The sequence below is a fragment of the Muricauda brasiliensis genome, assembly GCF_003057865.1.
Classification (GTDB): Bacteria; Bacteroidota; Bacteroidia; order Flavobacteriales; family Flavobacteriaceae; genus Flagellimonas; species Flagellimonas chongwuensis.
In genome coordinates, this window is sequence record NZ_QBTW01000011.1 from 664,941 (window position 1) to 686,393 (window position 21,453).

Genomic DNA, 21,453 nt, shown 5'->3' on the forward strand with positions numbered 1-21,453 from the left:
TTATTTTTTCTTGATAGGAACCCAAAACTCCTCCTCAGAATCTGGATGTTCCCCTTTGTATTTGTCACCCATTAGTGCAAAATAGGGACGGCTGTCCATTTCGTATTCCGAATTTGGAAGCCATTCTCCATACATATATTTGAAAGTTTCCATGCCCTCGCTGGGTTTTCCTTTGTATGGAAACACGGCATACAATCCTTCGGGAATTATAAGGGTGTCCATGCCATTGGGAACCTTGTCTATTTTGGTAACGGCAATGGCTGCCCACTTTTCAAATTCTTGGGTTGGGTCAAAATTTTGAAAAAATGTTGTAGTTGGGTATATTTCAACCGCATAGCTTTTATTATGGATAGTGTGCTCTATTTCTTTTTTACGGGGTGAAAAGCTTTTCCATAGTTCAAAGGTATTGTTGTGAGCAAAGGAGGTGATTGACTTTTTCCCAACCAAAATAGTTTTGGGCAGTATTTCTATTCGTGGATGCATGAAATTTTATTTGGCCTTAGCATTTTCCTCAACCCTAAACTTAACGATTTGTTCAATGAGCTCGAAAGGAATGGGTTGGTCCAGAGGAAACTGCACCGACCCTTTTCCTTGCTTGTATTTAGAAAGCTCATTTTGAAATGCTTCGTGCCCAGAAGGTGTTGCATAAAAACCGATATGATTTTTGTACCCTGCAAAGTATACGAGCGGCTTTCCATTGGTTTTATAACCCGGCATACCATAAGCCATTTTTTCAATGGCTTGGGGCGCTATGTTTTTAATGATAGCCCGTACTTGTTGAAGTTGCTGTTGAACTTCTTCGGGGAATTTGGAAATGTATTCATCTATTTCATTCACGGTCAGCTCGTTTTGGGTCTTAAAGATAGGTCAAAAGCGTCAACGTGAAACTAGAAGACATAGTTCAATTGTAGGCCTCCAAAATAATTTCGTCCATTTCCAGGATAGTAATATCTAGGTTGTGCCCCTCCAAATCCAACAGCGTTGATCAATACGGACTGGGCATAATTGATATCAAAAATATTATTGATGCCCGCGTTCATCCCCAGACTTATATTGGATGAAAGCGATGTTCGAAACCCCAATTTGGCGTGGAACACATTAAAGGCATCACTGGTGATAGAATTGGAATCCGTCATGGGAATCTCATCCACAAACTGATGGGTCAGGTTCAATCTCAGACCATTGGAATGCCTAAAATCTATTCCTGAGCTCAATCGGTTCTTCGGTACCCCGGTGAGCGGATTGCCCGAGTAATCGTTGTCACCGTCCACAAAATCCACAAAGCTATGGTCGTTCAGGGTATAGCTGAGATAGGGTGAAAAAGTGATTGCTGGAGATAGCTTTCCTCTATACAGTAAATCAACCTCCACACCTTGATGGCGTGTTTTTCCCGCATTCCTTCCTATGTATTGGTCTTCACCGACCCGCTGGGCCACCAAAAGGTTTTTCACGTCCATTCGATATGCCGCAAGGTTGACCGATAGTTTTTTCTGCAGTAGCATCCAATCGGTACCAAGTTCATAGTTAGTTCCTGTTTCTTGGGCAATATCCGGGTTGATGACACCTCCAGGGGTCAATGTCTCCTCTAAACTTGGGTTGGAAAATCCCCTACTGACATTGGCATAGATGCTTCCATTTTTGATTTGATAGGAGAGCCCTGCGTTCGGAAGCAATATGGCATCAAAATCACGCTTGGCCGAGGCATTGTCCGATCCATCGCCGAAGAGGTCCCTAAAATCATAATGGGTTTTGTTCCAATTAAGGCCCACTTGGCCGGAGAGTCTTTCAGTAATAGGATATGTGAAGGTTCCAAACAGGTTGAACTGTCTCCTAAATTCAGAATTGTCGCTAAGTTGTGAGCCTTGCAGGCTTCCATTACCGTTATTTTCCTGGTAAAGGTTCTCAAACGTTCCCCAATGGTACTCGTCCCTATAAAACTCGCCACCGAAACTGATATCCGCCTTTCCCCAATTGCCCGTAAAATGGCTTCGGAAACCATAACCATTGGTGAATTCGTCCAGAATGTCAAACGGTCTGGGTTCGTAATGATCCAAATAGGTGTAGAAGACACTGGTAGTGTTCTGTAACTGCTCTGAAAATTGATAAGAATGCGATAGGCCTGTCAAAATATACTTGTTGGCTTCGTAGCCCTGAGATTCAAACCAGTTCGAAGGTGCCCGCGTAGGGTCTTCCTCAAAATCGGTAAGATTGATGGAACTCGGTATATGCGCCGTGTAGTCGATATAGTTAATTAAAAGGGCAAGACTGCTTTTTTGTCCCGTTCGCAACTTGGTGTTCAAGAGCAGCCCATCACGTTGGAACTGGCTGTTCTGGCGGTAGCCATCGGTTTCCAAATGGTTATAGCTAAGGGACATGTCAAGGCCATCCTCCGAATGGGAGAAGGTCAGGTTGTCCTTGAGCATATTGTAGGACCCGATTGTGAACGAATTGATAAGCTGGGTCCTATTTTGAACGGTCGCTTTGGTGTCCAGTAAAATAGCGCCACCCAGATTGGCCCCAAATGCTGAAGCTTTTGGACCTTTGATAATCTCTACCGCGCCTAGATTCTCAAAATCGAAGGCTTCGATAGTAGAGGAGCCTGTTCCGTTCGTTACAGGAATTCCATTAAAGTACATTCGCAACTTGTTGGTACCATAAGGTGTTCTGGCACCCATGCCCCGTACGGTAATACGGTTGGTATTGATGGCTCCGGAAAGAATGTAGACCCCGGAAATTTGGTTGATAGCCGATGGAATATCAACAGGGTTGAACCGTTCAAAAGTTTGTCCTGCTATTTTGGAAGAGATCGTTATGCCCGTGGCTTTTTTGGGGATGGCATCTTGGGTCAGCACCACCTCGTCCAAACGGGTTATGGAATCTTTCTGGGTATCTTGTGCTATCATATCTGCCATGATAAGGAGAAATAATGCACAGGGTAAATATTTCATAGAATTTAAGGGAATCGTTAGCAAAATAAATTATTTTTCGAGGAAGATAGTAACTCCTTTTTCAGCACTTTCACGAGCGGCATCTAAAATTTCAATGACCAGCATATTGTTTTCTAAAGAAGAAAGATCAAATGGTGCCATATTGATAGAACCGTTCACTACGCCTGCCAAAAATGAGAATCCATCAGTATAAGGAGCAGGTCTTTTGGGCAGGGTCATTTTCTCTTCTTGAAAACCATCATACCCTTCTGCCATACGAATTCTTAGCTCCTTGCCGTTATCCGCATAGATGGCTCCCGTTAGTCCATAGAGTTCCATATCCTTTCTTCCTATGGGCCAGTTCCAAGAGGGCTCCAAAATGGCCTGCGAGTCATCATAGGTAAGGATGATGGTCGCATCATCATCAACTTTTGGATTATTTTCCGATTGCATTTGTTGTATGACGGCGGTAACGGTATTGGGTTTTTTCCCCTTTTTTAGCCATGTCACCAAATTGGCTCCGTAACAACCAAAGTCCGTTATGGCACCTCCCCCATTCAAAATAGGGTCTTGGAGCCACTCCAAAAACTCTTCGTTTACACCAATTTTTACAGGTCCTCGATGACCATCACGAACAATCACTTTTCGTAGTGCTCCAATTTTTCCATTGTCCAAAAGGTCTTTGGCCCGGTGGTTGGTAGGATACCATGTTGTTTCGTAATTGGTGAGTAAATGTATGTTGTGTGCCTCGGCTAGGTCTTTCATCTTTTTGGCATGTTCCATACTAACGGCCAAAGGCTTTTCCACCATTACGTGTATTCCTTTTGGTGCGCAGATTTGAACTACTTCCAGATGATCATATATGTTGCCAAAAGCGGTCACCGCCTCTGGCTGGGTGGCAGAGATCATTTCTTCCAGACTGTTGTAGACCAAATCCATGGAAAGCTCATATTGATCAACATATTTTTGGGCAAGTTCGTGATTGGGCTCGGCAATGCCGACAATTTTTATATCTCCAATATTTTCACGGCCTAAAATAGAATGTACGTGGGTGTGCGTGAGTCCAGCAATACCAATTTTAAGAGGGTCTGATTGGCCAAATAGGGGCGTGTTTGTAAAAAACAAACAAAACAAAAAGAAAAGGACTGATCGTGCCATATGGATTACTGGGATTTTAATGCTATAAAAATAGTGACTAAATGTTAAGTTCAAGTTTGCCCAACAAGGTATCGGTATCCATGATGGTTGCGAATTCATCTTTTAAGTTGGCGAGTTCCGAATGAAAAATTACCTCGGCACTATAGGCATTGCCATCATATCCTATTTTATCAAAAGCAGCGGTCGCATCCGAGACCAAAACTACCTTAAAACCCAAGTTGGAGGCCATTCGAACCGAAGTTGAAATACAATGCTCAATAGTCAGTCCTGCGATTACTACATCTGTTATCTTCTTTGCTTTTAGACTTGCTTCCAAATTTGTTCCAATGAATGCACTGTTCACATTTTTTTCAAAAACCGGCTCACTGATCAATGGACGTACCTCCGGATGGAAATCGTTGCCCATTTTGTTGGGATATAGCGGTGAATCAATATTGGAGGAATTATGCTTTACATGAAAAACGGGCAAACTTTTAGTTCTGAAAAACCGCAATAACTTCCCGCAATTTTTTTCAGCATCCAAATTGTTTCGCTCCGTGCCATAAAATGAAGTTTCTTGAAGCCCTTTTTGGACATCGATCAAAACAAGTGTGGTCATGAGGATGAAATTTGCCTAAAATTAAGGGAAATCTTTAAGAAAGGAGCCTGAGATTCTTTAGATTGATGATACCATTGCAAAAATCAATTTTAGGGAGCCGTCTACAATAGCTATTTTTGAACAAATTGAATCAAATGAAGATTGCATCATACAATGTTAACGGAATCCGTGCCGCAATGAACAAAGGTTTTGTGAACTGGTTACAGGCTGTTTCACCGGATATTATTTGTCTACAGGAAACCAAGGCCATGGAAGAACAAGTGGATACCCATCTTTTTGAAGAAGCCGGCTATCCCTACCACTATTGGTTCAGTGCCCAAAAAAAGGGGTATAGTGGAGTAGCATTGCTGTGCAAAGAGCAACCTGACCATGTGGAGTTTGGAACGGGCATCGATTATATGGATTTTGAGGGAAGGAACATCCGTGCAGATTATGGAGACCTTTCTATAATGAGCATGTATTTGCCTTCTGGGACCAATTTGGCTCGTTTGGACCACAAGCTAATGTATATGGCCGATTTTCAGAAATATGCGGATCAACTTAGAAAAGAGCGTCCGAATTTAATTGTTTTGGGAGATTACAACATCTGTCATGAAGCCATAGATATTCACGACCCGGTCCGAAATAAAAACGTTTCAGGATTTTTACCTGTGGAACGTGAATGGATAGGAAGTTTTATGGATAGTGGTTTTATTGACAGTTTCAGGCACTTCAACAAAGAACCGGACAACTATACTTGGTGGAGCTATAGGGCCAATGCGCGGGCCAACAACAAGGGATGGCGTTTGGATTACGGTATGGTAGCGGAACCTTTGGCAGATAGGTTGAAACGGTCCGTGATTTTGTCCGAAGCTAAACATAGTGACCATTGTCCTATTTTGTTGGAGGTGGATTAATAACAGTTCCGTAATGTCCGATACTTCTGTTTGACTATCTTTAAGCGTCCTAAATTGTAACAGATGAAATATACCAGAATACCACATACCGATATCCGAATATCCAAAATTTGTTTGGGCACTATGACCTGGGGACGTCAGAACAATGAAGATGATGCCCACGAACAGATGGATTATGCCTTGGATGAAGGAGTGAATTTTTTCGATACCGCAGAACTCTATCCAGTTCCCGCAAAAAAGGAGCTGTATGCGGTAACCGAGGAACTTATCGGAAATTGGTTCAAAAAAACCGGGAATCGGGACAAAGTGGTGCTGGCATCCAAAATTGCTGGACCCGGACATGCTGCAAAGCATATACGCAGTACAGGTTTTAGCAAGGAATCCATTATCAGTGCGGTTGAGGGCAGTTTAAAGCGTTTACAAACGGATTATATTGACCTATACCAGCTCCATTGGCCGGAGCGTAACACGAACTATTTTGGGCAGCGGGGATACAATGCCCATGCCGTGGATGTTTGGGATGATAATATCCACCAAGTGTTGGAAACACTCCGTGATTTAATTGCCGAAGGCAAAATTCGACACGTGGGGTTATCAAACGAAACCCCTTGGGGCACTATGCGCTATTTGGAAGAAAGCAAAGTACACCAATCTTTGCCCAGAATGATGACCATACAGAACCCATATAACCTCTTGAACCGTTTGTTCGAGGTGGGACTTTCCGAAATTTCCATGCGGGAACAGATTGGGCTTTTGGCATATTCCCCTCTTGGATTCGGAACATTGAGCGGAAAATACCTTACCGAGATTCCGCCGAGAAAGGCGAGGGTGACCTTGTTCCCAAATTACAGTAGATATAGCGGTGATACAGCTGTTGCCGCAACTGAACAATATGCAGAATTGGCAAAAACCCATGGTTTGAGCATGGCACAGATGGCCTTGGCCTTTGTGAATACACGACCCTTCTTGACCAGTAACATTATCGGCGCTACCAGCATGGAACAGCTCAAGGAAAACATTGAAAGTATTCATGTGGAGCTCTCCGATGAGGTATTGGAAGGCATTGAGGAAATCCACAATGCTATTCCGAATCCAGCGCCTTAGTTATTCCAAAGCGTAAGCACGGTATTCATCACCGGAGGCGGTTCCCATTTTGCCGCCACCACAGGAAATTACTATATATTGTTTGCCATCAACTTGGTAAGTGATAGGTGTGGCATAACCGCCTGCAGGCAGTTGGTCCTCCCAAAGTGTTTTGCCCGTTTTCATGTGGAACGCACGTATTTTTTCATCCTTGGTAGCCGCAATAAAAAGCACGCCACCTTTGGTGACAACAGGTCCCCCATAATTTTCCAGCCCTGAAACGGGAATGTTGGGGTCGTTCAAACTTTCTTCGTGCCCTAAAGGTACAGTCCATAAGTATTCACCTGAGTTGAGGTCGATGGCATTCAAAGTTCCCCATGGCGGTTTTACCACGGGATAGCCCCTGTCATCTTTAAATCTTGCAAAGCTGGAAATGGAATAGGGCACGTCTATTTTTGTATCTTCAACCCTATGGTCTTTGGGTTTCTCCATACCCATTAAAAACTCTACAATGGCAGCGGATTCTTCTTCAGAAAGATTGGGCATGCCCGGCATGGCACCGCGGCCTTTTTTGATAATGGTTTTTATTGAGTCGGTTTCCAACCTTAGCTTCACATTTTGAAGTTCAGGGATCCCGTTCAAACCTTGCAAATCGCCACCATGGCATCTAGCGCAGTGAATTTGTGCCAAACTTTGACCAACGCTTGAGCCTTCCGACCCGTCACCAACTTCTTTCATCTTAATGATCCAAGCCATTTCGTTGGCGTTTACATACATTACACCATCACGGGGGTCAAGTGCGGCCCCGCCCCATTCGGCACCACCATCGGCCCCTGGAAATAGAATCACTCCGGTGGTATCCATGGGGGTAAATTGCCCTTGTGATGTAATGGAGTTGAATTTTTCTAGCACAGTGGGTGCTTTATCGGTTTCGTTGCCTGGCACCAAATCATCCACAAAGGCAGTCCGGTCTGGGGCATATAAATCCTCTTCTGTTAAAATTTGTCGTGCAAATGGTGCTGGTTTTAATGGTAATGGCTGTGTTTCAAATGCTTTTTCTCCAACCAACTTGGAGCTTGGATATGCTTTTTCCTCGATAGGGAATAAGGGTTCCCCAGTGATTCGATTAAACACGAATACATGGCCACTTTTGGTAACCTGAGCAACGGCAGGGATGGTTTCTCCGTCCCTAACAATATCAACTAAATTGGGTGGTGCGGGCAAATCCCTATCCCAAATATCGTGGTGCACCATTTGAAAATGCCAGATGCGTTCCCCGGTGTTTGCGTTGAGTGCCAAAAGCGAATTGGCAAAAAGGTTGGACCCTTTGCGGTCGCCCCCATACCAATCAAACGCTGCTGAACCGGTGGGAATGTAGACAATGCCTTGGTCGTTGTCCAATGCCATGCCGGGCCAGCTATTGGCACCGCCGACCTTTTTATATGCCTCGGCAGGCCAAGTGTCGTAACCAAACTCACCGGGTTGTGGAATGGTGTGGAACGTCCATAAAATTTCGCCCGTGAGCACATCGTAGGCGCGAATGTGTCCCGGAGAAGAGCCGGGTCCTTCGCCCACTCGGGTGCCCTGAATCAATATGTTTTGGAAAACCGCCCCCGGCGAGTTGGAGACCACGGACAATTTGCTTGGGTCTCTGTCCAAACCTTCCCTAAGGTCTACACTTCCATTATTGCCAAAACTTGAAATGGGTTGGCCCGTTTCAACATTTATGGCATAGAGTTTTGGTCCTGATGAGAAAAAAATACGACTGGGTTCCTTGCTTTCAGATTTCCAATAATTCAATCCGCGGTTGAGTCCCAAGCCAGATTCATCCTTGCTATTTGGTGAAAATTTCCAGATTTCTTCCCCTGTCTTCGCGTTGATGGCGAACAGTTCAATGGCTGCATTTACTCCGTAAAGCACATTTTTAACCATTAAAGGGCTTGTCTGTATCTGTGTAGTTCTACCTTCTTGTAGCCCTCCACTTTTGTAACTCCAAGCGAGTTTTAATTGAGAAACATTTGTGGTGTTAATTTGGTCAAGGCTGGAGAAATGTGTCCGTTCGGGGTCGCCCAAATAATGCTCCCATGTGGTGAAATAGGCCTTTTCTGTATTGGTTGGATTTGAATCGTTACAAGAAATAAGAATGGATAGGGGAATTAGCAGTAAATATTTTTTCATGCGCAGTTTGAATGTTCCCTAAATATAGAAAGAAACACGCAATTACTGTTCTATCCGAATAGATGGGCCACTACATCTTCAATCTTGGAGACTTTTTGAATCTGGATACCAGACTTTTTTAGTCCAATCTTGTTGTTTTTGGAGACAAAAATTTTGGAGAAGCCCAGTTTTTCTGCTTCCAGAATGCGTTGGTCCACGCGTTGTACGGGTCTTATTTCTCCTGCCAGTCCAACCTCTGCGGCAAAGCAGATGCCTTTTTCAATGGCGATATCTGAGTTGCTGGATAAAATGGCGGCCATTACGGCCAAATCGATCGCAGGGTCGTCCACGGAGATTCCGCCTGTAATATTTAAGAACACATCTTTGGCCCCCAATTTGAAACCTGCGCGTTTTTCCAGAACAGCCAGCAGCATGTTTAAACGTTTAGCATTGAACCCAGTGGCTGAGCGCTGGGGCGTTCCATACACGGCGGTGCTTACCAAAGCCTGAATCTCGATAAGCAAGGGCCGCATACCTTCCACCGTTGCAGCGATGGCAGTACCGCTGAGGTCTTCCTCGTTTTTGGAAATCAACACTTCGGAAGGATTGTTCACTTCGCGTAGCCCACTTCCCTGCATTTCGTAGATACCAAGCTCGGCAGTGGAACCAAATCGATTTTTGAGGGATCGAAGAATACGGTACACATAATTCCGGTCGCCTTCAAACTGAAGGACGGTATCGACCATATGCTCCAAAATTTTAGGTCCGGCAATGGTGCCGTCCTTGGTAATGTGTCCCACCAAAATCACTGGGGTGTGACTTTCTTTTGCAAACTTGATGAGCTCGGCGGTGCACTCGCGAATTTGGGAAATGCTTCCCGCAGCGGATTCGATATAATCGGTGTGCAGGGTCTGAATGGAATCGATGACCATCAAATCGGGCTCAATGGTCGAAACCTGTTGGAAAATATTCTGTGTTTTGGTCTCGGTAAGGATGTAGCAGTTTTCGCTGTTAGGTTGAATACGGTCTGCACGCATTTTTATTTGCCTTTGACTTTCCTCGCCTGAAACATAGAGAATTTTATAAGGCAGCTTCAAAGCAATCTGGAGCAGCAAGGTACTTTTTCCGATGCCTGGTTCACCTCCTAACAAAGTTAGAGATCCTGGTACAAGCCCACCACCCAGAACACGATTGAATTCTTGGTCCAACGTGTCCAAACGGAGTTCTTTTTCTTGGGTAATCTCAGAAACCCGAAGCGGCTTGTTTGCCTGTTTGGCTACGGTATCGGCCTTCCAACTTTTTTTATCCTCTTTTTGGACGACTTCTTCCACAATGGTGTTCCATTCCTTGCAGGAGGAACATTGCCCTACCCACTTGGGGAATTGGGTTCCACAGTTTTGACAAAAAAATGCTGTTTTGGTCTTGGCCATTCAAATTAAATGAGGGGCCTAAAGATATGGATTTAGATGATGGATTGGATGGTTTTTTAGATTCTTGGATTTTTGGACCGATAGATTTTTAGTCAAGTCGATCCAAATATCGGATCAATCCAATAATCCAAGGTTCTAGTATCCAAAGTCCGCTTTGAGCGCATCAATTTTTTCCAGGGCCATATCCTTGGTCAAAAAGTCGATTTCTTCCAATTGGAATGCTTTTTCGAAGGTTTTGAACGCTTTTTTGGGCTCTCCTATGAACTCATAGTGTTCGGCTTCAAAATAAAAGCCCATCATGGTTTCGGGGAATTGTTTTTTGCAGAGTTCTGCCAATGGTTTTAACGATTCATAGTCCTGTTTTTTCAGACAGGCGGCATAAATGGCCATGATATCATTAAGCTCCACTGGCTTTTCAAAACCAAACAGATTTTCAATGGTTTCGTAACGATTCTCTAAATAATTGTAAACTGGTTCTTCCGATGTCAATATATCGGATTTGTATTCGGCAGGGGTAATGGGTCTGTAAATGCTGAATACATTATCGAAAGCTTTGCTTATACCATATGCTGCAATGGAGGTGTGGTCTGCATTTTCGTATTCATCAAAAAAGTAATGTAGTGATTCTCGGGTAATGGAGTTGATGCTGGCATTCATTTGAAGAATTCGTTGTCTATCGTCAGTAGGTTGTTTTTCTATAATCAGGTTGTAAAAAATGGTCTGGTCCAATTCGGATAGTCGTGCAGGGACCCTGCTTTCCATTTCGGTGGCGAGTACAGGCGAAATACTGATATAGGAGTTAAAGAAGGATTGCTCTTTGAATAAAAAGTAGTTTCCAAAATTAGCGGTGATATCATAACCAACAAACATTTTGAAAGGGGCAATGTTGTAAGTGGTGGCCAAGTAGGGAATAAGTTCGGTTCCCAAAAATTCGTAGAACATTTTACCCTTTTCGGTGGGCAGCCCAGATACTTCGTCATAGTCGCAATCTTCCCAGCGCAAATCGTTTTTTAGTTGGTCGACGCCCACTACGATAGCTTCGGGCATGCGGTCGAACTTGCTTTGGAACTTTACATTGGCCACAACAAGGTCGAACAAATATTCCGCGTCCAACACAACTATCAATGGATATGTTTTTTCATCGGAATAGTCTTCGGGGAAATAGTAGGAAACATCCCTTCGTTCTTGAAGTTTGAAGGACTCAAATATTTCTTTTTTTACTTGAGCGCTCAGGTTCAAGCAAGTAAGGCCTATCAGTAGAAATAGACATTTTTTCATTGGTTAAGATTTAGGCGGCTGGGGCTTACCGATTTCTATTCAATAACGGTAATACTAGGAAGGATATTGTACCGAAAACTACGACCATCAACGTCTGTGCTATCCACATGATCCACCCGAATGCGTCCCCGGAAACGGAGCTGATGCCATAAATGCCCAAGGCCGCGCTCACAGCTATGGGGTAAAGGCCAATTCCTCCGTTGGTAGTGGACATGGCAAAAGCACCGGCCACAAAGGCAACCAACAATTCGTCAAGGGATAGTGGAATGGTTTCTTCTACGGTATATTTTATGACCCAGAACATGCCAAAATATGCTATCCAGATAAACAAAGTATGAAGTATAAACGGCCACTTGTTCTTCATTTTGAAAAGGCTCAGCACGCCTTCTTTTAATCCGTTGAGGAATTCCTTGAGTTTGATGGCCAAAGGTGATTTGGATTTACGGATGATATAAGACCCTAAAAAGAGTCCTACGATACCCACCAGCAATATTCCTATAGCACCGATAATGTTCACGCCCCTTTCTTCCAAAAAGCCAAGGATGAAGTCGGTTTGAAGCACCAAAGTGATCATAATGATGATCAAGAGCATCAACAAATCGATGACCCTTTCGGTTACTATGGTCCCAAATCCTTTTTCAAAAGGAACTTTCTCGTAAGTGGTGAGTGCGGTGGCCCTTAATATCTCACCGGAACGGGGTATTCCCAAGTTGGCGAAATAGGAAATCAATACAATGAATATGGTGTTGACGGTCTTGGGGCGATAGCCCAAGGGTTCCAAAAGGTATTTCCAGCGAATGGCACGCGAAATATGGCTGAGTATACCAATTATAATGGAAATGGTCACCCACAATGGGCTTGCATTGGAAATATAGTGGATGATTTGTTTTCGTTCCTCTGGAGTGGTGGAGTTGTATGAATACCAAACCAAAAACAGCCCAAATGCAATGGGCACGAATATTTTAAGGAATTTTTTGAGGGATTTGCCCAAAATTTATTGGAGTAGATTGGTTTCTTCGTTGGGGAAAACCAATGCTGGATTAAATGTTTTTGCCTCTTCGATATCCATCCATGCATAAGTGATCAGGATCAATACGTCTCCCACGGCCACTTTTCTGGCTGCGGCACCGTTTAATGTAAGCTCCCCGGAATTTCGAGGACCAGGAATGGCGTAAGTTTCCAATCGTTCGCCATTGTTATTGTTCACGATCTGCACTTTTTCGCCCCTAATTATATTGGCGGCATCCATAAGATCTTCGTCTATGGTAATGCTTCCTATATAGTTAAGGTCTGCCCCGGTAACTTTTACTCGGTGTATTTTAGATTTTACGACTTCTACTTGCATGGTGCAAAATTATCAATTCAATCTTAGATTATCAATTAAGCGAACACCGTCTGCGTAAACGGCGATAAATGCTCTATATTTTTGGTTGTCCTGAATTTTTAAGGCCGGCGTTAATGTGTTCTCGTCGGCGATTTCAAAATATTCGAGGTCAAACAAGGGGTGTTGTTCAAATTCAGATGTTGCCCAATCCGTAATATCTATTGCACTTTCCGTGCCAAATTTTGTTTTGGCAGATTGTAGCATACTATAAATAAAACCAGCCTCTTCGCGGGTTTTTTTTGACAGTCTTTCGTTGCGGGAGCTCATGGCCAAGCCATTCGGTTCCCGTTCAATGGGGCATCCAACAATTGTGTAGGGTAAATTCTTGATCTCGGACATTTTTCGGATAATCTGTAGTTGCTGAAAATCCTTTTCGCCAAAATAGGCTTTGTCCGGGGCTACGGTTCTGAGCAAAAGCTCCACGATAGTGCCGACACCATCAAAATGGCCTGTTCTAAATTCCCCTTCCATTACCTTGTCCAAACCATCGAACTCATAGGATTCAGAAGTGATATCACCTCCGTAAATTTCATCCACAGTAGGTGCAAACACTACAATTTGGTCCGAAACCTGCTTTAAGAGCTCAATATCTTTCTCGAATGTTCTTGGATATTTGTCCAAGTCATCTTTTTTGTCGAACTGAGTAGGGTTTACAAAAATACTGACAATGACCAAATCATTTTCCGAAAGTGCTTTTTTTACCAAGGAGATATGACCCGTGTGAAGCGCGCCCATGGTGGGTACAAGACCAATGCTACGGTCTTTTTTTCGCTGTTCTTGGGTAAAGGCGTTCAGTTCTTTTTTAAGGTCGAATATCTTCATATACAGGTACAAAAGGGTGCAAAAATACTATAAATACAGCTAATCAGCATAATTTTTGTACTTTTGCAGCTATGTTTTTCGGATAAACAAAAGAAAGCGTTTATGAATGGTAAAAAGGTATTGTTTGTATCTTCTGAATTAGTTCCCTACCTCCCAGAGAATCCTGTTTCCTTAATGTCGTATGAAGCACCAAGAATGGTGAACAGCAATGGTGGTCAAATTCGCATTTTTATGCCAAGGTACGGAAACATCAACGAAAGGAGGCATCAATTACATGAGGTAATACGTTTATCGGGGATGAACCTGGTGATCAATGACATGGATATGCCCTTGATCATAAAGGTGGCCTCTATACCAAAAGAAAGAATACAGGTCTACTTTATAGACAACGACGAATATTTTAAAAGAAAGGCAACTTTTGCCGATTCTGATGGCAATTTATTTCCGGACAATGATGAACGTGCCATTTTCTTTGCAAAGGGAGTTGTGGAGACGGTGAAAAAGCTGAACTGGTCACCGGATATTATCCATGTGCATGGTTGGATGGCCTCTATGGTGCCACTTTACTTGAGAAAATATTACGCGGACGAGCCTCTGTTCTCCGAAAGCAGGATAGTCACTTCCGTTTATGGAAAAGATTTTGAAGGAGAGCTGGATGCTACAATGATCGATAAAATTGCTTTTGATGGTATTGACAAAGAGGAGGTTTCGGTACTGTCCAAGCCCGAGTATAATAATTTGTTAAAGGTTGCCGTAGATCATTCCGATGCCGTTATTTTAGCCGCGGATGATTTGTCCGATGACCTAAAAAGCCATATTGACAATCTTTCCGTACCAGTTTTGCCATACGTTCCACTTCAAGAAGCGGAAGAGGCATACACGAATTTCTACAATACAGAGGTTTTAAAATAGATTGAATGAGATTTTCCAATATTTTCAAGGTTTCGGCACTGTTTGGAACTTTGTTTTTACTAATTGTCTCTTGTGAAGAGGAGTTGGATACCATAGGTGAAGGAGTTATTGATGGTGAGCCATTTACAACAGGTAAAGTTGAATATGACGTGTTTGCTTACAACAAGGGTATAACCGCTGTTCAGACCAATAGGCTGCCCGTATATCAACTAGGCACCTTCAACGACCCCATATATGGTCAAAGAAAGGCGAGTATTATTTCGCAGCTTCAATTGAGTACGGGTTCACCAACATTTGGGGATTTGTCACAAGCAAGTGAGGATGACCCCGATAACGATCAAGAAAACGAAACCGTAAAAGAGGTATTTCTTAATATCCCTTTTTTAACCGCGCCATCACCCGATAGGGATGGTGACGGAGTTCCTGACGACCTTGAAAATGGAGATGATGCCGATGACCCAAACTCTGATTGGGATGGTGACGGTGTATCTGATAATCAAGAAAGAATAATCGGTTCTAATCCGTATAATCCCGATGAAGATGGAACCGGAGACAATTTTACTCCCAATGTATATCCCAATAGGTTCGATTTGGATAGTATATACGGAGATAGAAACCAAACTTTTGATATCGTAGTCTCACGGTCTAACTACTTTCTTAGGGATTTGGACCCAAATTCAAACTTTCAGGAAGCACAAGAATATTACTCCAACCAGGATTTCTCCAGCTTTATTGGTGAAGAGCTTACCATTACAGGTCAAAACACCGTGATAATTGATGATATTGAGACAGTTGTAATGGCTGAGGATGATCCCGATACCGATGTGGACGAATCGAAAACTGTTGTAGATGATAGAATACCTCCGGGGATTCATATTCCTTTGAACCCTGATTTTTTCCAACAGAATATTTTGGATAAAGAAGGTCAGTCTGAGCTGTTGAACAATTCAAATTTTAAAAATTTCCTTCGGGGAGTGCATTTGACGGGAACAGATATGGAAGAATTAATGTTTTTGTTGGATCTCACCCGCGCAAACATTACCATAACCTATACTTACGATGACTATGATGCCGAGGCCGAAGAAACCGTTACGGAGGAAAAAGACTTCGTCTTGAACTTTTTGATTAGTTCACAACAGACAGGGGTTACTGGTAATGCAGTAAATGTTTTTGAGAATGAAATGTTGCCCCCAGAGGTGGTAAGCGCAATGGACAATGGAGAAAACGCTTCTAGAATTTATGTAAAGGGAGGTGCTGCCGTTACAGAGGTACGTTTGTTTGACGAGGTAATCAACGGTGGGGCAGGTATAATCAATCAGATTAAACAGAACAGTTGGATAATAAATGAAGCCAATCTTGTATTCTATGTGGATCAGGAGGTTGTAGATGCTTCGGTAGTCGAACCACCAAGGCTTTACATCTACAATGCAGAAACAAACAGGCCCATTTTCGATGCTTCGAACGAAGATCCTAATATAAATGGAGGAACAAACCCGTTACAATATTATCTGAATCATGGTGGTATATTGGAGCAAGAAAATAATAGGGGAGTAAAATATAAAATACGTATTACAGAGCATATCAACAATATTATAGTTCGTGACTCCACGAATGCAAGATTAGGGTTGACATTAACGCCTAATATGGCCTTGCTTGGACTTCGGGAAGCGATTGGCACTGACATGCAAGGAGTCGATTATCCCATTGCCGGAACAGTTAGTCCTTTGGGCACTGTTCTTTATGGAAGCAATGTGTCCAACGAGTTTGAGGATAAAAAACTAAAACTGGAAATTTTTTATACTCAGGCCAACTAATTGGGATTGATTTATCGTGGTTTTTTGAACGTTCATCGTTTTAAAACATCTTAACCTGACATTTTAAGCCAAACCTTTTAATTTTGATGACTAACCCCCAAATGGTTATTAACTTAAAAAAAATCTTATGTGTGGAATAGTTGGTTATATCGGACATAGAGACGCCTATCCGGTAATCATTAAAGGCTTGCAAAGACTCGAATATCGAGGGTACGATAGTGCCGGGGTGACCTTGTTCGATGGAAAAAACATTCATTTGGCCAAAACAAAAGGAAAGGTCGAGGATTTAAAAACCAAGGCCGAAGCCACTATCCCTACCAATGGTAAATTGGGGCTTGGCCATACAAGATGGGCAACCCATGGTGTGCCAAACGATGTAAACTCCCACCCGCATTACTCAAATTCAGGTGACTTGGTGATTATTCACAATGGAATCATCGAAAATTATGAATCCATAAAGCAGGCATTGATTAAAAGGGGATACACTTTTGAGTCCGATACGGATACCGAGGTGCTTGTAAATTTGATAGAGGAAGTTAAGAACAAAGAAGGGGTAAAACTTGGAAAAGCCGTACAAATTGCATTGAACCAAGTGGTCGGGGCATACGCCATTGCAGTGTTTGATAAAAATAAACCGGATGAAATCGTAGTTGCCAAATTGGGTAGCCCACTCGCAATCGGAATTGGGGAAAATGAATATTTTATTGCCTCTGATGCCTCTCCCTTTATAGAGTTTACCAACAATGCCGTTTATCTCGAAGATGAGGAGATGGCCATTATAAGAATAGGCAAGGAAATCAAAATGCGTAAGATCAAGGACGATGCCATCGCCTATCCGAACATTTTGGAGCTCCAGCTTAACCTGGAAGAGATAGAAAAAGGTGGTTACGACCATTTTATGCTCAAAGAAATCTATGAGCAGCCCAAAGCTATCCAAGATACATACAGGGGACGTCTTTTAGCGGACAAGGGAATTGTTAAAATGGCAGGGATAGACCAAAACTTGGAAAAATTCCTAAATGCCAATAGGATTATAATAGTTGCTTGTGGTACCTCTTGGCATGCAGGTTTGGTTGCGGAGTATATTTTTGAGGACATGGCGCGGATACCGGTAGAGGTAGAATATGCTTCGGAATTCAGGTACCGTAACCCAGTAATAACCGAAAAGGATGTTTTGATAGCCATTTCTCAATCCGGTGAAACCGCAGATACTTTGGCAGCGATTAAATTGGCAAAGGAAAAAGGAGCGTTTGTTTTTGGAGTTTGTAATGTGGTGGGTTCATCTATAGCAAGGGAGACCCATGCAGGGGCCTACACGCATGCTGGACCGGAAATAGGTGTGGCTTCCACCAAGGCGTTTACTACCCAGATTACAGTATTGACTTTGATTGCTTTGAAATTGGCGCAAGAAAAGGGAACATTGTCCCAATCCAAATACCACGAATATTTGGCAGAATTGGAGGCAGTACCCACTAAGGTAGAAAAAGCACTGTTGTCCAATCCATTGGTTGAAGAAATTTCAGAAACATATAAGGATTCAGCGAACTGCTTGTATTTGGGTAGGGGCTACAACTTCCCTGTAGCACTGGAAGGAGCTTTAAAGTTGAAGGAAATTAGCTATATCCACGCCGAAGGGTATCCTGCGGCTGAAATGAAGCATGGTCCAATTGCCCTTATCGATGAGCAAATGCCGGTTGTGGTGATTGCTACAAAGAAAGGCCACTACGAAAAAGTGGTCAGTAACATTCAAGAAATCAAATCTAGAAAAGGTAAGATTATTGCTATTGTTACAGAAGGCGATCAAACTGTAAAAGAATTGGCAGACCACGTAATTGAAGTCCCGGAAACATCGGAAAGTCTGTCTCCGCTTCTGACCACCATACCATTGCAATTACTATCATACCATATAGCTGTAATGAGAGGGTGCAATGTGGATCAACCAAGAAACTTGGCAAAATCGGTGACTGTCGAGTAAGACTTACAAAACATATATATTGGATTGAAAAGGCGCTGGAAACAGTGCCTTTTTTGCTGAATACGTATATTTGAATAGGATTTTTTGCCAAAAAAGTATTATGCATGCATAATTTTTTTCAAATTTGTATCATCGGAATAAAAAAAAATGTATCTTCCCGATTGATACTTAACACGCACAAAAACTAAATTAACTCTAATCCATAGCAAATGAAAAAACTTATGTTTGTTTCCCTAATGCTGCTGGGTTTGGCGTCCTATGGTCAAACCACCGTACAGGGAAAGGTAGTTGATGAAAATAATGAGCCCATACCGGGAGCTAATGTATTGCTGGTAGGGAAAGCGGAAGGAACCACTACGGACTTTGATGGAAATTTTACTTTTAATACGGACGAAGTCCCTCCGTTTAGACTTCAATTCTCAAGTATTGGCTTCTCGGATTTTATAACAAATGTTACATCAAACAACCAAACGCTCACTATTACCCTCTCGGAGGCCAACACCATGTTGGACGAGATTGTAATTTCTGCATCACGGACGCCCGAGCGTATTTTTGAATCCCCTGTATCGGTGGAGCGATTTGGACTCAGGGAAATCAAGAATACCACCGCAGAATCCTTTTATGGTGGGCTTCAAAATTTAAAGGGAGTGGATATAAACACGAACAGTTTAACGTTCCAGTCCATCAACACAAGGGGTTTTGCCACATTTGCCAACAACAGGTTCCTGCAATTGGTAGATGGGATGGACAACACCGCCCCCGGTCTTAACTTTGTCTTGGGTAACTTGGTGGGGATGTCCGAACTGGATGTGCAGAGCGTTGAGATATTACCTGGTGCATCTTCTGCATTGTACGGTGCGGGTGCATTTAACGGTATCTTGTTCATGACAAGCAAAAACCCATTCGATTTTCAAGGTATTAGCGCCTATGCCAAAGGTGGGGTAACTACTCAAGATGCTGCCGGGAGCAATTTCTATAAAGATTTTGGTGTAAGAGCGGCACACGCATTTAGCGATAAGGTTGCTGTTAAAGCCAACCTTTCCGTTTTGACAGGTGAAGATTGGCATGCCAATAGCCGAGTGGATTTGAACAATCCCGGAGCTGACCGCTCCAATCCCGCTTACGATGGATTGAACGTATATGGTGATGAGGTTTCTACAACGTTGGATTTTGATGCAGCTGCGGGATTCCCATCTGGAACAGTCGGTTCAGCCACTATTTCCAGAACAGGTTATGATGAAGCCGATTTGGCAAATTATAATGCAGAGAGTGTAAAAGCAGATTTCGCTGTCCACATCAGGCCCTTCGCCGATGATTTAGAAGTGATTCTGAACAGTAGAATAGGTAGAGGTACCACTATTTATCAAGGAGCCAACCGCTATGCCGTAGCAGGATTTACGATGCAGCAGCATAGACTGGAAATCAAAAACGACAATTTCTTTTTAAGAGGATACATTGTTTCTGAAAATTCAGGAGACGCCTACGATACACGTTTTGCAGCTATCAACGTAAACCGAGCATGGAAATCCGATACACAATGGTTTACCGATTATGCCGGAGCATATATACCAACATACCTAGGGAGTATTCAAGGAGCAGGCCTGACCCCGGAGGAAGCCTCTGCACAAGCCCACATTACAGGTAGGCAGGCGGCCGACCAAGGCAGATTGATTCCTGGTACTCCAGCGTTTGAAAGTGCGTTCAATACTGTAATCAATAATGGGGACTTGACTACTGGAGCCAAATTTATTGATAAGACCAAATTCCGTCACGTAAACGGTAATTATAACATCGCCCATTTGATTGATGATTGGGCCGATATTCAAATCGGTGGATCGTTCAGGGAATATGAATTGAATTCCCAAGGAACCATTTTTACCGATATCGACGGCCCCATCAAATACAATGAGTACGGTGCCTACCTTCAAGTACAGAAAAAGTTTTTGGATGATCGGTTAAAGTTTACCGGTTCTGCCCGTTACGATAAAAACGAGTTTTTTGATGGTTTCCTATCACCAAGAGTTTCACTTGCCTATACCTTGGGCGAGGAAAGAAACCATAACCTTAGGGTTTCTGTGCAACAAGGTTTTAGAAACCCGACCACCCAAGATTTGTTCATCGGACTTAATGCAGGACGTGCTATCTTGGTAGGGTCCGCGCCGGCCAACTTGGATAGGGATGTACGTACTTTTGAGGTAAGTGCACAGGGTCAAGCCCTTATTGGTCAATCCACGGTAGAGCTTGTTGGTCGAGATGCTTACGAGAATGCTTATTCAACTAGTTCTTTGCAGGCCGGAACACCGGAAGTGGTAAACACACCATTGGTGCAACCTGAAGAAATTACCGCTTTTGAGGCCGGATATAGAGGTCAAGTGGGTAAATTTACTATTGATTTAAGTGGATATTACAACAGTTATTCCAACTTTTTGGCGAATACAACCACTGCGGTTCCATTCTACGGTGAAGCAGGAGACGGAGGTCTTTCCTTGCTAGCTTTGCAGAATGGGGATTTTCAAGTCTATCAAACCTATACCAACTCCGAAGCAGATATCAATTCTTATGGTGCTACCGTCGGTGTGGACACCAAACTTGGAAACTTTGATCTGGGTGTAAACTATACCTTTGCCGAGTTGGATATTGATGAGGGCAGGTATCCTGACCTTAGGACCAATTTTAACACACCAAAGCACAAGGTAAAGGCATCCTTTGGTAATGCGGCACTTTTCAAAAACTTTGGTTTTAATGTAAACTACAGATGGAGCGATAGCTACTACTGGGAAGCTTCCTTCGCAGATGGAGATATTCCTGCCTATACCGTTTTGGATGCTCAGGTCAATTACTCCGTACCATCCATAAAGTCTATTTTCAAACTGGGAGGATCTAACCTGTTGGGCGATGAGTACTACACTGCCATCGGTACAGGGTTCATAGGTTCGATTTACTATTTATCTTGGACCATAAATCCTTAATTGACAGTAAAAAAGCAAAACTAAAGGCGTTGGAATTTCTAACGCCTTTT

17 protein-coding genes are annotated in these 21,453 nt (G+C 43.0%); 6 read left to right on the forward strand and 11 right to left on the reverse strand.

What is annotated here, in order from left to right; genetic code table 11:
• From DCK90_RS08925 to DCK90_RS08945, 5 genes are all read right to left on the reverse strand, one after another.
• Window positions 1–483: a GyrI-like domain-containing protein gene (locus tag DCK90_RS08925; RefSeq protein ID WP_108245827.1), complete on the reverse strand. Its 483-nt coding sequence runs from the start codon at window positions 481–483 to the stop codon at window positions 1–3.
• A gap of 6 nt (window positions 484–489) precedes the next feature.
• Window positions 490–837: an iron chaperone gene (locus tag DCK90_RS08930; protein ID WP_108245828.1), complete on the reverse strand. Its 348-nt coding sequence runs from the start codon at window positions 835–837 to the stop codon at window positions 490–492.
• A gap of 50 nt (window positions 838–887) precedes the next feature.
• Window positions 888–2,912 carry a TonB-dependent receptor family protein gene (locus tag DCK90_RS08935; protein WP_234414690.1) on the reverse strand — a complete coding sequence of 675 codons (2,025 nt, stop codon included), beginning with the start codon at window positions 2,910–2,912 and terminating at the stop codon, window positions 888–890.
• A gap of 66 nt (window positions 2,913–2,978) precedes the next feature.
• Entirely contained in the window at window positions 2,979–4,085 is a 1,107-nt protein-coding gene (locus DCK90_RS08940; protein WP_108245830.1) for a Gfo/Idh/MocA family protein, read from the reverse strand.
• A gap of 37 nt (window positions 4,086–4,122) precedes the next feature.
• On the reverse strand, window positions 4,123–4,683 hold the full coding sequence (locus DCK90_RS08945) for a cysteine hydrolase family protein (protein WP_108245831.1): 561 nt from the start codon (window positions 4,681–4,683) through the stop codon (window positions 4,123–4,125).
• Window positions 4,684–4,817: 134 nt separating this feature from the next.
• On the opposite strand from DCK90_RS08945, the gene DCK90_RS08950 reads away from it, so the two are divergent.
• Window positions 4,818–5,579 (forward strand): exodeoxyribonuclease III, encoded by a 762-nt coding sequence (locus DCK90_RS08950; protein WP_108245832.1) that lies wholly within the window; start codon window positions 4,818–4,820, stop codon window positions 5,577–5,579.
• A 63-nt stretch (window positions 5,580–5,642) separates the two neighbouring features.
• The gene (locus DCK90_RS08955; protein WP_108245833.1) at window positions 5,643–6,683 is read left to right on the forward strand and encodes an NADP(H)-dependent aldo-keto reductase; all 1,041 of its coding nucleotides are present in this window, start codon (window positions 5,643–5,645) and stop codon (window positions 6,681–6,683) included.
• Here the strand turns inward: DCK90_RS08955 and DCK90_RS08960 are convergent, their stop codons facing one another.
• The 6 genes from DCK90_RS08960 to panC form a co-directional block, all read right to left on the reverse strand.
• A complete protein-coding gene (locus DCK90_RS08960) occupies window positions 6,684–8,840 on the reverse strand; it encodes an outer membrane protein assembly factor BamB family protein (RefSeq protein WP_108245834.1) in 2,157 nt (718 codons plus the stop codon).
• Between the two features lie 50 nt (window positions 8,841–8,890).
• A complete protein-coding gene (radA, locus tag DCK90_RS08965; RefSeq protein ID WP_108245835.1) occupies window positions 8,891–10,249 on the reverse strand; it encodes a DNA repair protein RadA in 1,359 nt (452 codons plus the stop codon).
• Between the two features lie 135 nt (window positions 10,250–10,384).
• Window positions 10,385–11,527, reverse strand: a complete 1,143-nt coding sequence (locus DCK90_RS08970; RefSeq protein ID WP_108245836.1) for an alpha/beta hydrolase — start codon at window positions 11,525–11,527, stop codon at window positions 10,385–10,387.
• Between the two features lie 25 nt (window positions 11,528–11,552).
• Window positions 11,553–12,518, reverse strand: coding sequence for a lysylphosphatidylglycerol synthase transmembrane domain-containing protein (locus DCK90_RS08975; RefSeq protein WP_108245837.1), 966 nt, complete (start codon window positions 12,516–12,518; stop codon window positions 11,553–11,555).
• A 3-nt stretch (window positions 12,519–12,521) separates the two neighbouring features.
• Window positions 12,522–12,872, reverse strand: a complete 351-nt coding sequence (panD, locus tag DCK90_RS08980; RefSeq protein WP_108245838.1) for an aspartate 1-decarboxylase — start codon at window positions 12,870–12,872, stop codon at window positions 12,522–12,524.
• Between the two features lie 12 nt (window positions 12,873–12,884).
• Window positions 12,885–13,733, reverse strand: coding sequence for a pantoate--beta-alanine ligase (gene panC / locus DCK90_RS08985; protein ID WP_108245839.1), 849 nt, complete (start codon window positions 13,731–13,733; stop codon window positions 12,885–12,887).
• Between the two features lie 102 nt (window positions 13,734–13,835).
• Here panC and DCK90_RS08990 point away from each other — a divergent pair, with 102 nt between their 5' ends.
• From DCK90_RS08990 to DCK90_RS09005, 4 genes are all read left to right on the forward strand, one after another.
• A complete protein-coding gene (locus DCK90_RS08990; RefSeq protein ID WP_108245840.1) occupies window positions 13,836–14,645 on the forward strand; it encodes a glycogen/starch synthase in 810 nt (269 codons plus the stop codon).
• Window positions 14,646–14,650: 5 nt separating this feature from the next.
• Window positions 14,651–16,459 (forward strand): DUF4270 domain-containing protein, encoded by a 1,809-nt coding sequence (locus DCK90_RS08995; RefSeq protein WP_108245841.1) that lies wholly within the window; start codon window positions 14,651–14,653, stop codon window positions 16,457–16,459.
• A 127-nt stretch (window positions 16,460–16,586) separates the two neighbouring features.
• Window positions 16,587–18,434 carry a glutamine--fructose-6-phosphate transaminase (isomerizing) gene (gene glmS / locus DCK90_RS09000; RefSeq protein ID WP_108245842.1) on the forward strand — a complete coding sequence of 616 codons (1,848 nt, stop codon included), beginning with the start codon at window positions 16,587–16,589 and terminating at the stop codon, window positions 18,432–18,434.
• A gap of 209 nt (window positions 18,435–18,643) precedes the next feature.
• Window positions 18,644–21,403: a TonB-dependent receptor gene (locus tag DCK90_RS09005; RefSeq protein WP_108245843.1), complete on the forward strand. Its 2,760-nt coding sequence runs from the start codon at window positions 18,644–18,646 to the stop codon at window positions 21,401–21,403.
• Window positions 21,404–21,453 lie beyond the last annotated feature (50 nt).

Excerpts from the sequence above, each read along its gene's own strand:
- DCK90_RS08950 (WP_108245832.1), top strand. The coding sequence starts at position 4,818 with ATGAAGATTGCATCATACAATGTTAACGGAATCCGTGCCGCAATGAAC.
- DCK90_RS08940 (WP_108245830.1), bottom strand. The coding sequence starts at position 4,085 with ATGGCACGATCAGTCCTTTTCTTTTTGTTTTGTTTGTTTTTTACAAAC.
- DCK90_RS08960 (WP_108245834.1), bottom strand. The coding sequence starts at position 8,840 with ATGAAAAAATATTTACTGCTAATTCCCCTATCCATTCTTATTTCTTGT.
- DCK90_RS08945 (WP_108245831.1), bottom strand. The coding sequence starts at position 4,683 with ATGACCACACTTGTTTTGATCGATGTCCAAAAAGGGCTTCAAGAAACT.
- DCK90_RS08990 (WP_108245840.1), top strand. The coding sequence starts at position 13,836 with ATGAATGGTAAAAAGGTATTGTTTGTATCTTCTGAATTAGTTCCCTAC.
- radA (WP_108245835.1), bottom strand. The coding sequence starts at position 10,249 with ATGGCCAAGACCAAAACAGCATTTTTTTGTCAAAACTGTGGAACCCAA.
- DCK90_RS08970 (WP_108245836.1), bottom strand. The coding sequence starts at position 11,527 with ATGAAAAAATGTCTATTTCTACTGATAGGCCTTACTTGCTTGAACCTG.
- DCK90_RS09005 (WP_108245843.1), top strand. The coding sequence starts at position 18,644 with ATGAAAAAACTTATGTTTGTTTCCCTAATGCTGCTGGGTTTGGCGTCC.
- panD (WP_108245838.1), bottom strand. The coding sequence starts at position 12,872 with ATGCAAGTAGAAGTCGTAAAATCTAAAATACACCGAGTAAAAGTTACC.
- DCK90_RS08925 (WP_108245827.1), bottom strand. The coding sequence starts at position 483 with ATGCATCCACGAATAGAAATACTGCCCAAAACTATTTTGGTTGGGAAA.
- glmS (WP_108245842.1), top strand. The coding sequence starts at position 16,587 with ATGTGTGGAATAGTTGGTTATATCGGACATAGAGACGCCTATCCGGTA.
- DCK90_RS08995 (WP_108245841.1), top strand. The coding sequence starts at position 14,651 with ATGAGATTTTCCAATATTTTCAAGGTTTCGGCACTGTTTGGAACTTTG.
- DCK90_RS08955 (WP_108245833.1), top strand. The coding sequence starts at position 5,643 with ATGAAATATACCAGAATACCACATACCGATATCCGAATATCCAAAATT.
- panC (WP_108245839.1), bottom strand. The coding sequence starts at position 13,733 with ATGAAGATATTCGACCTTAAAAAAGAACTGAACGCCTTTACCCAAGAA.
- DCK90_RS08935 (WP_234414690.1), bottom strand. The coding sequence starts at position 2,912 with ATGGCAGATATGATAGCACAAGATACCCAGAAAGATTCCATAACCCGT.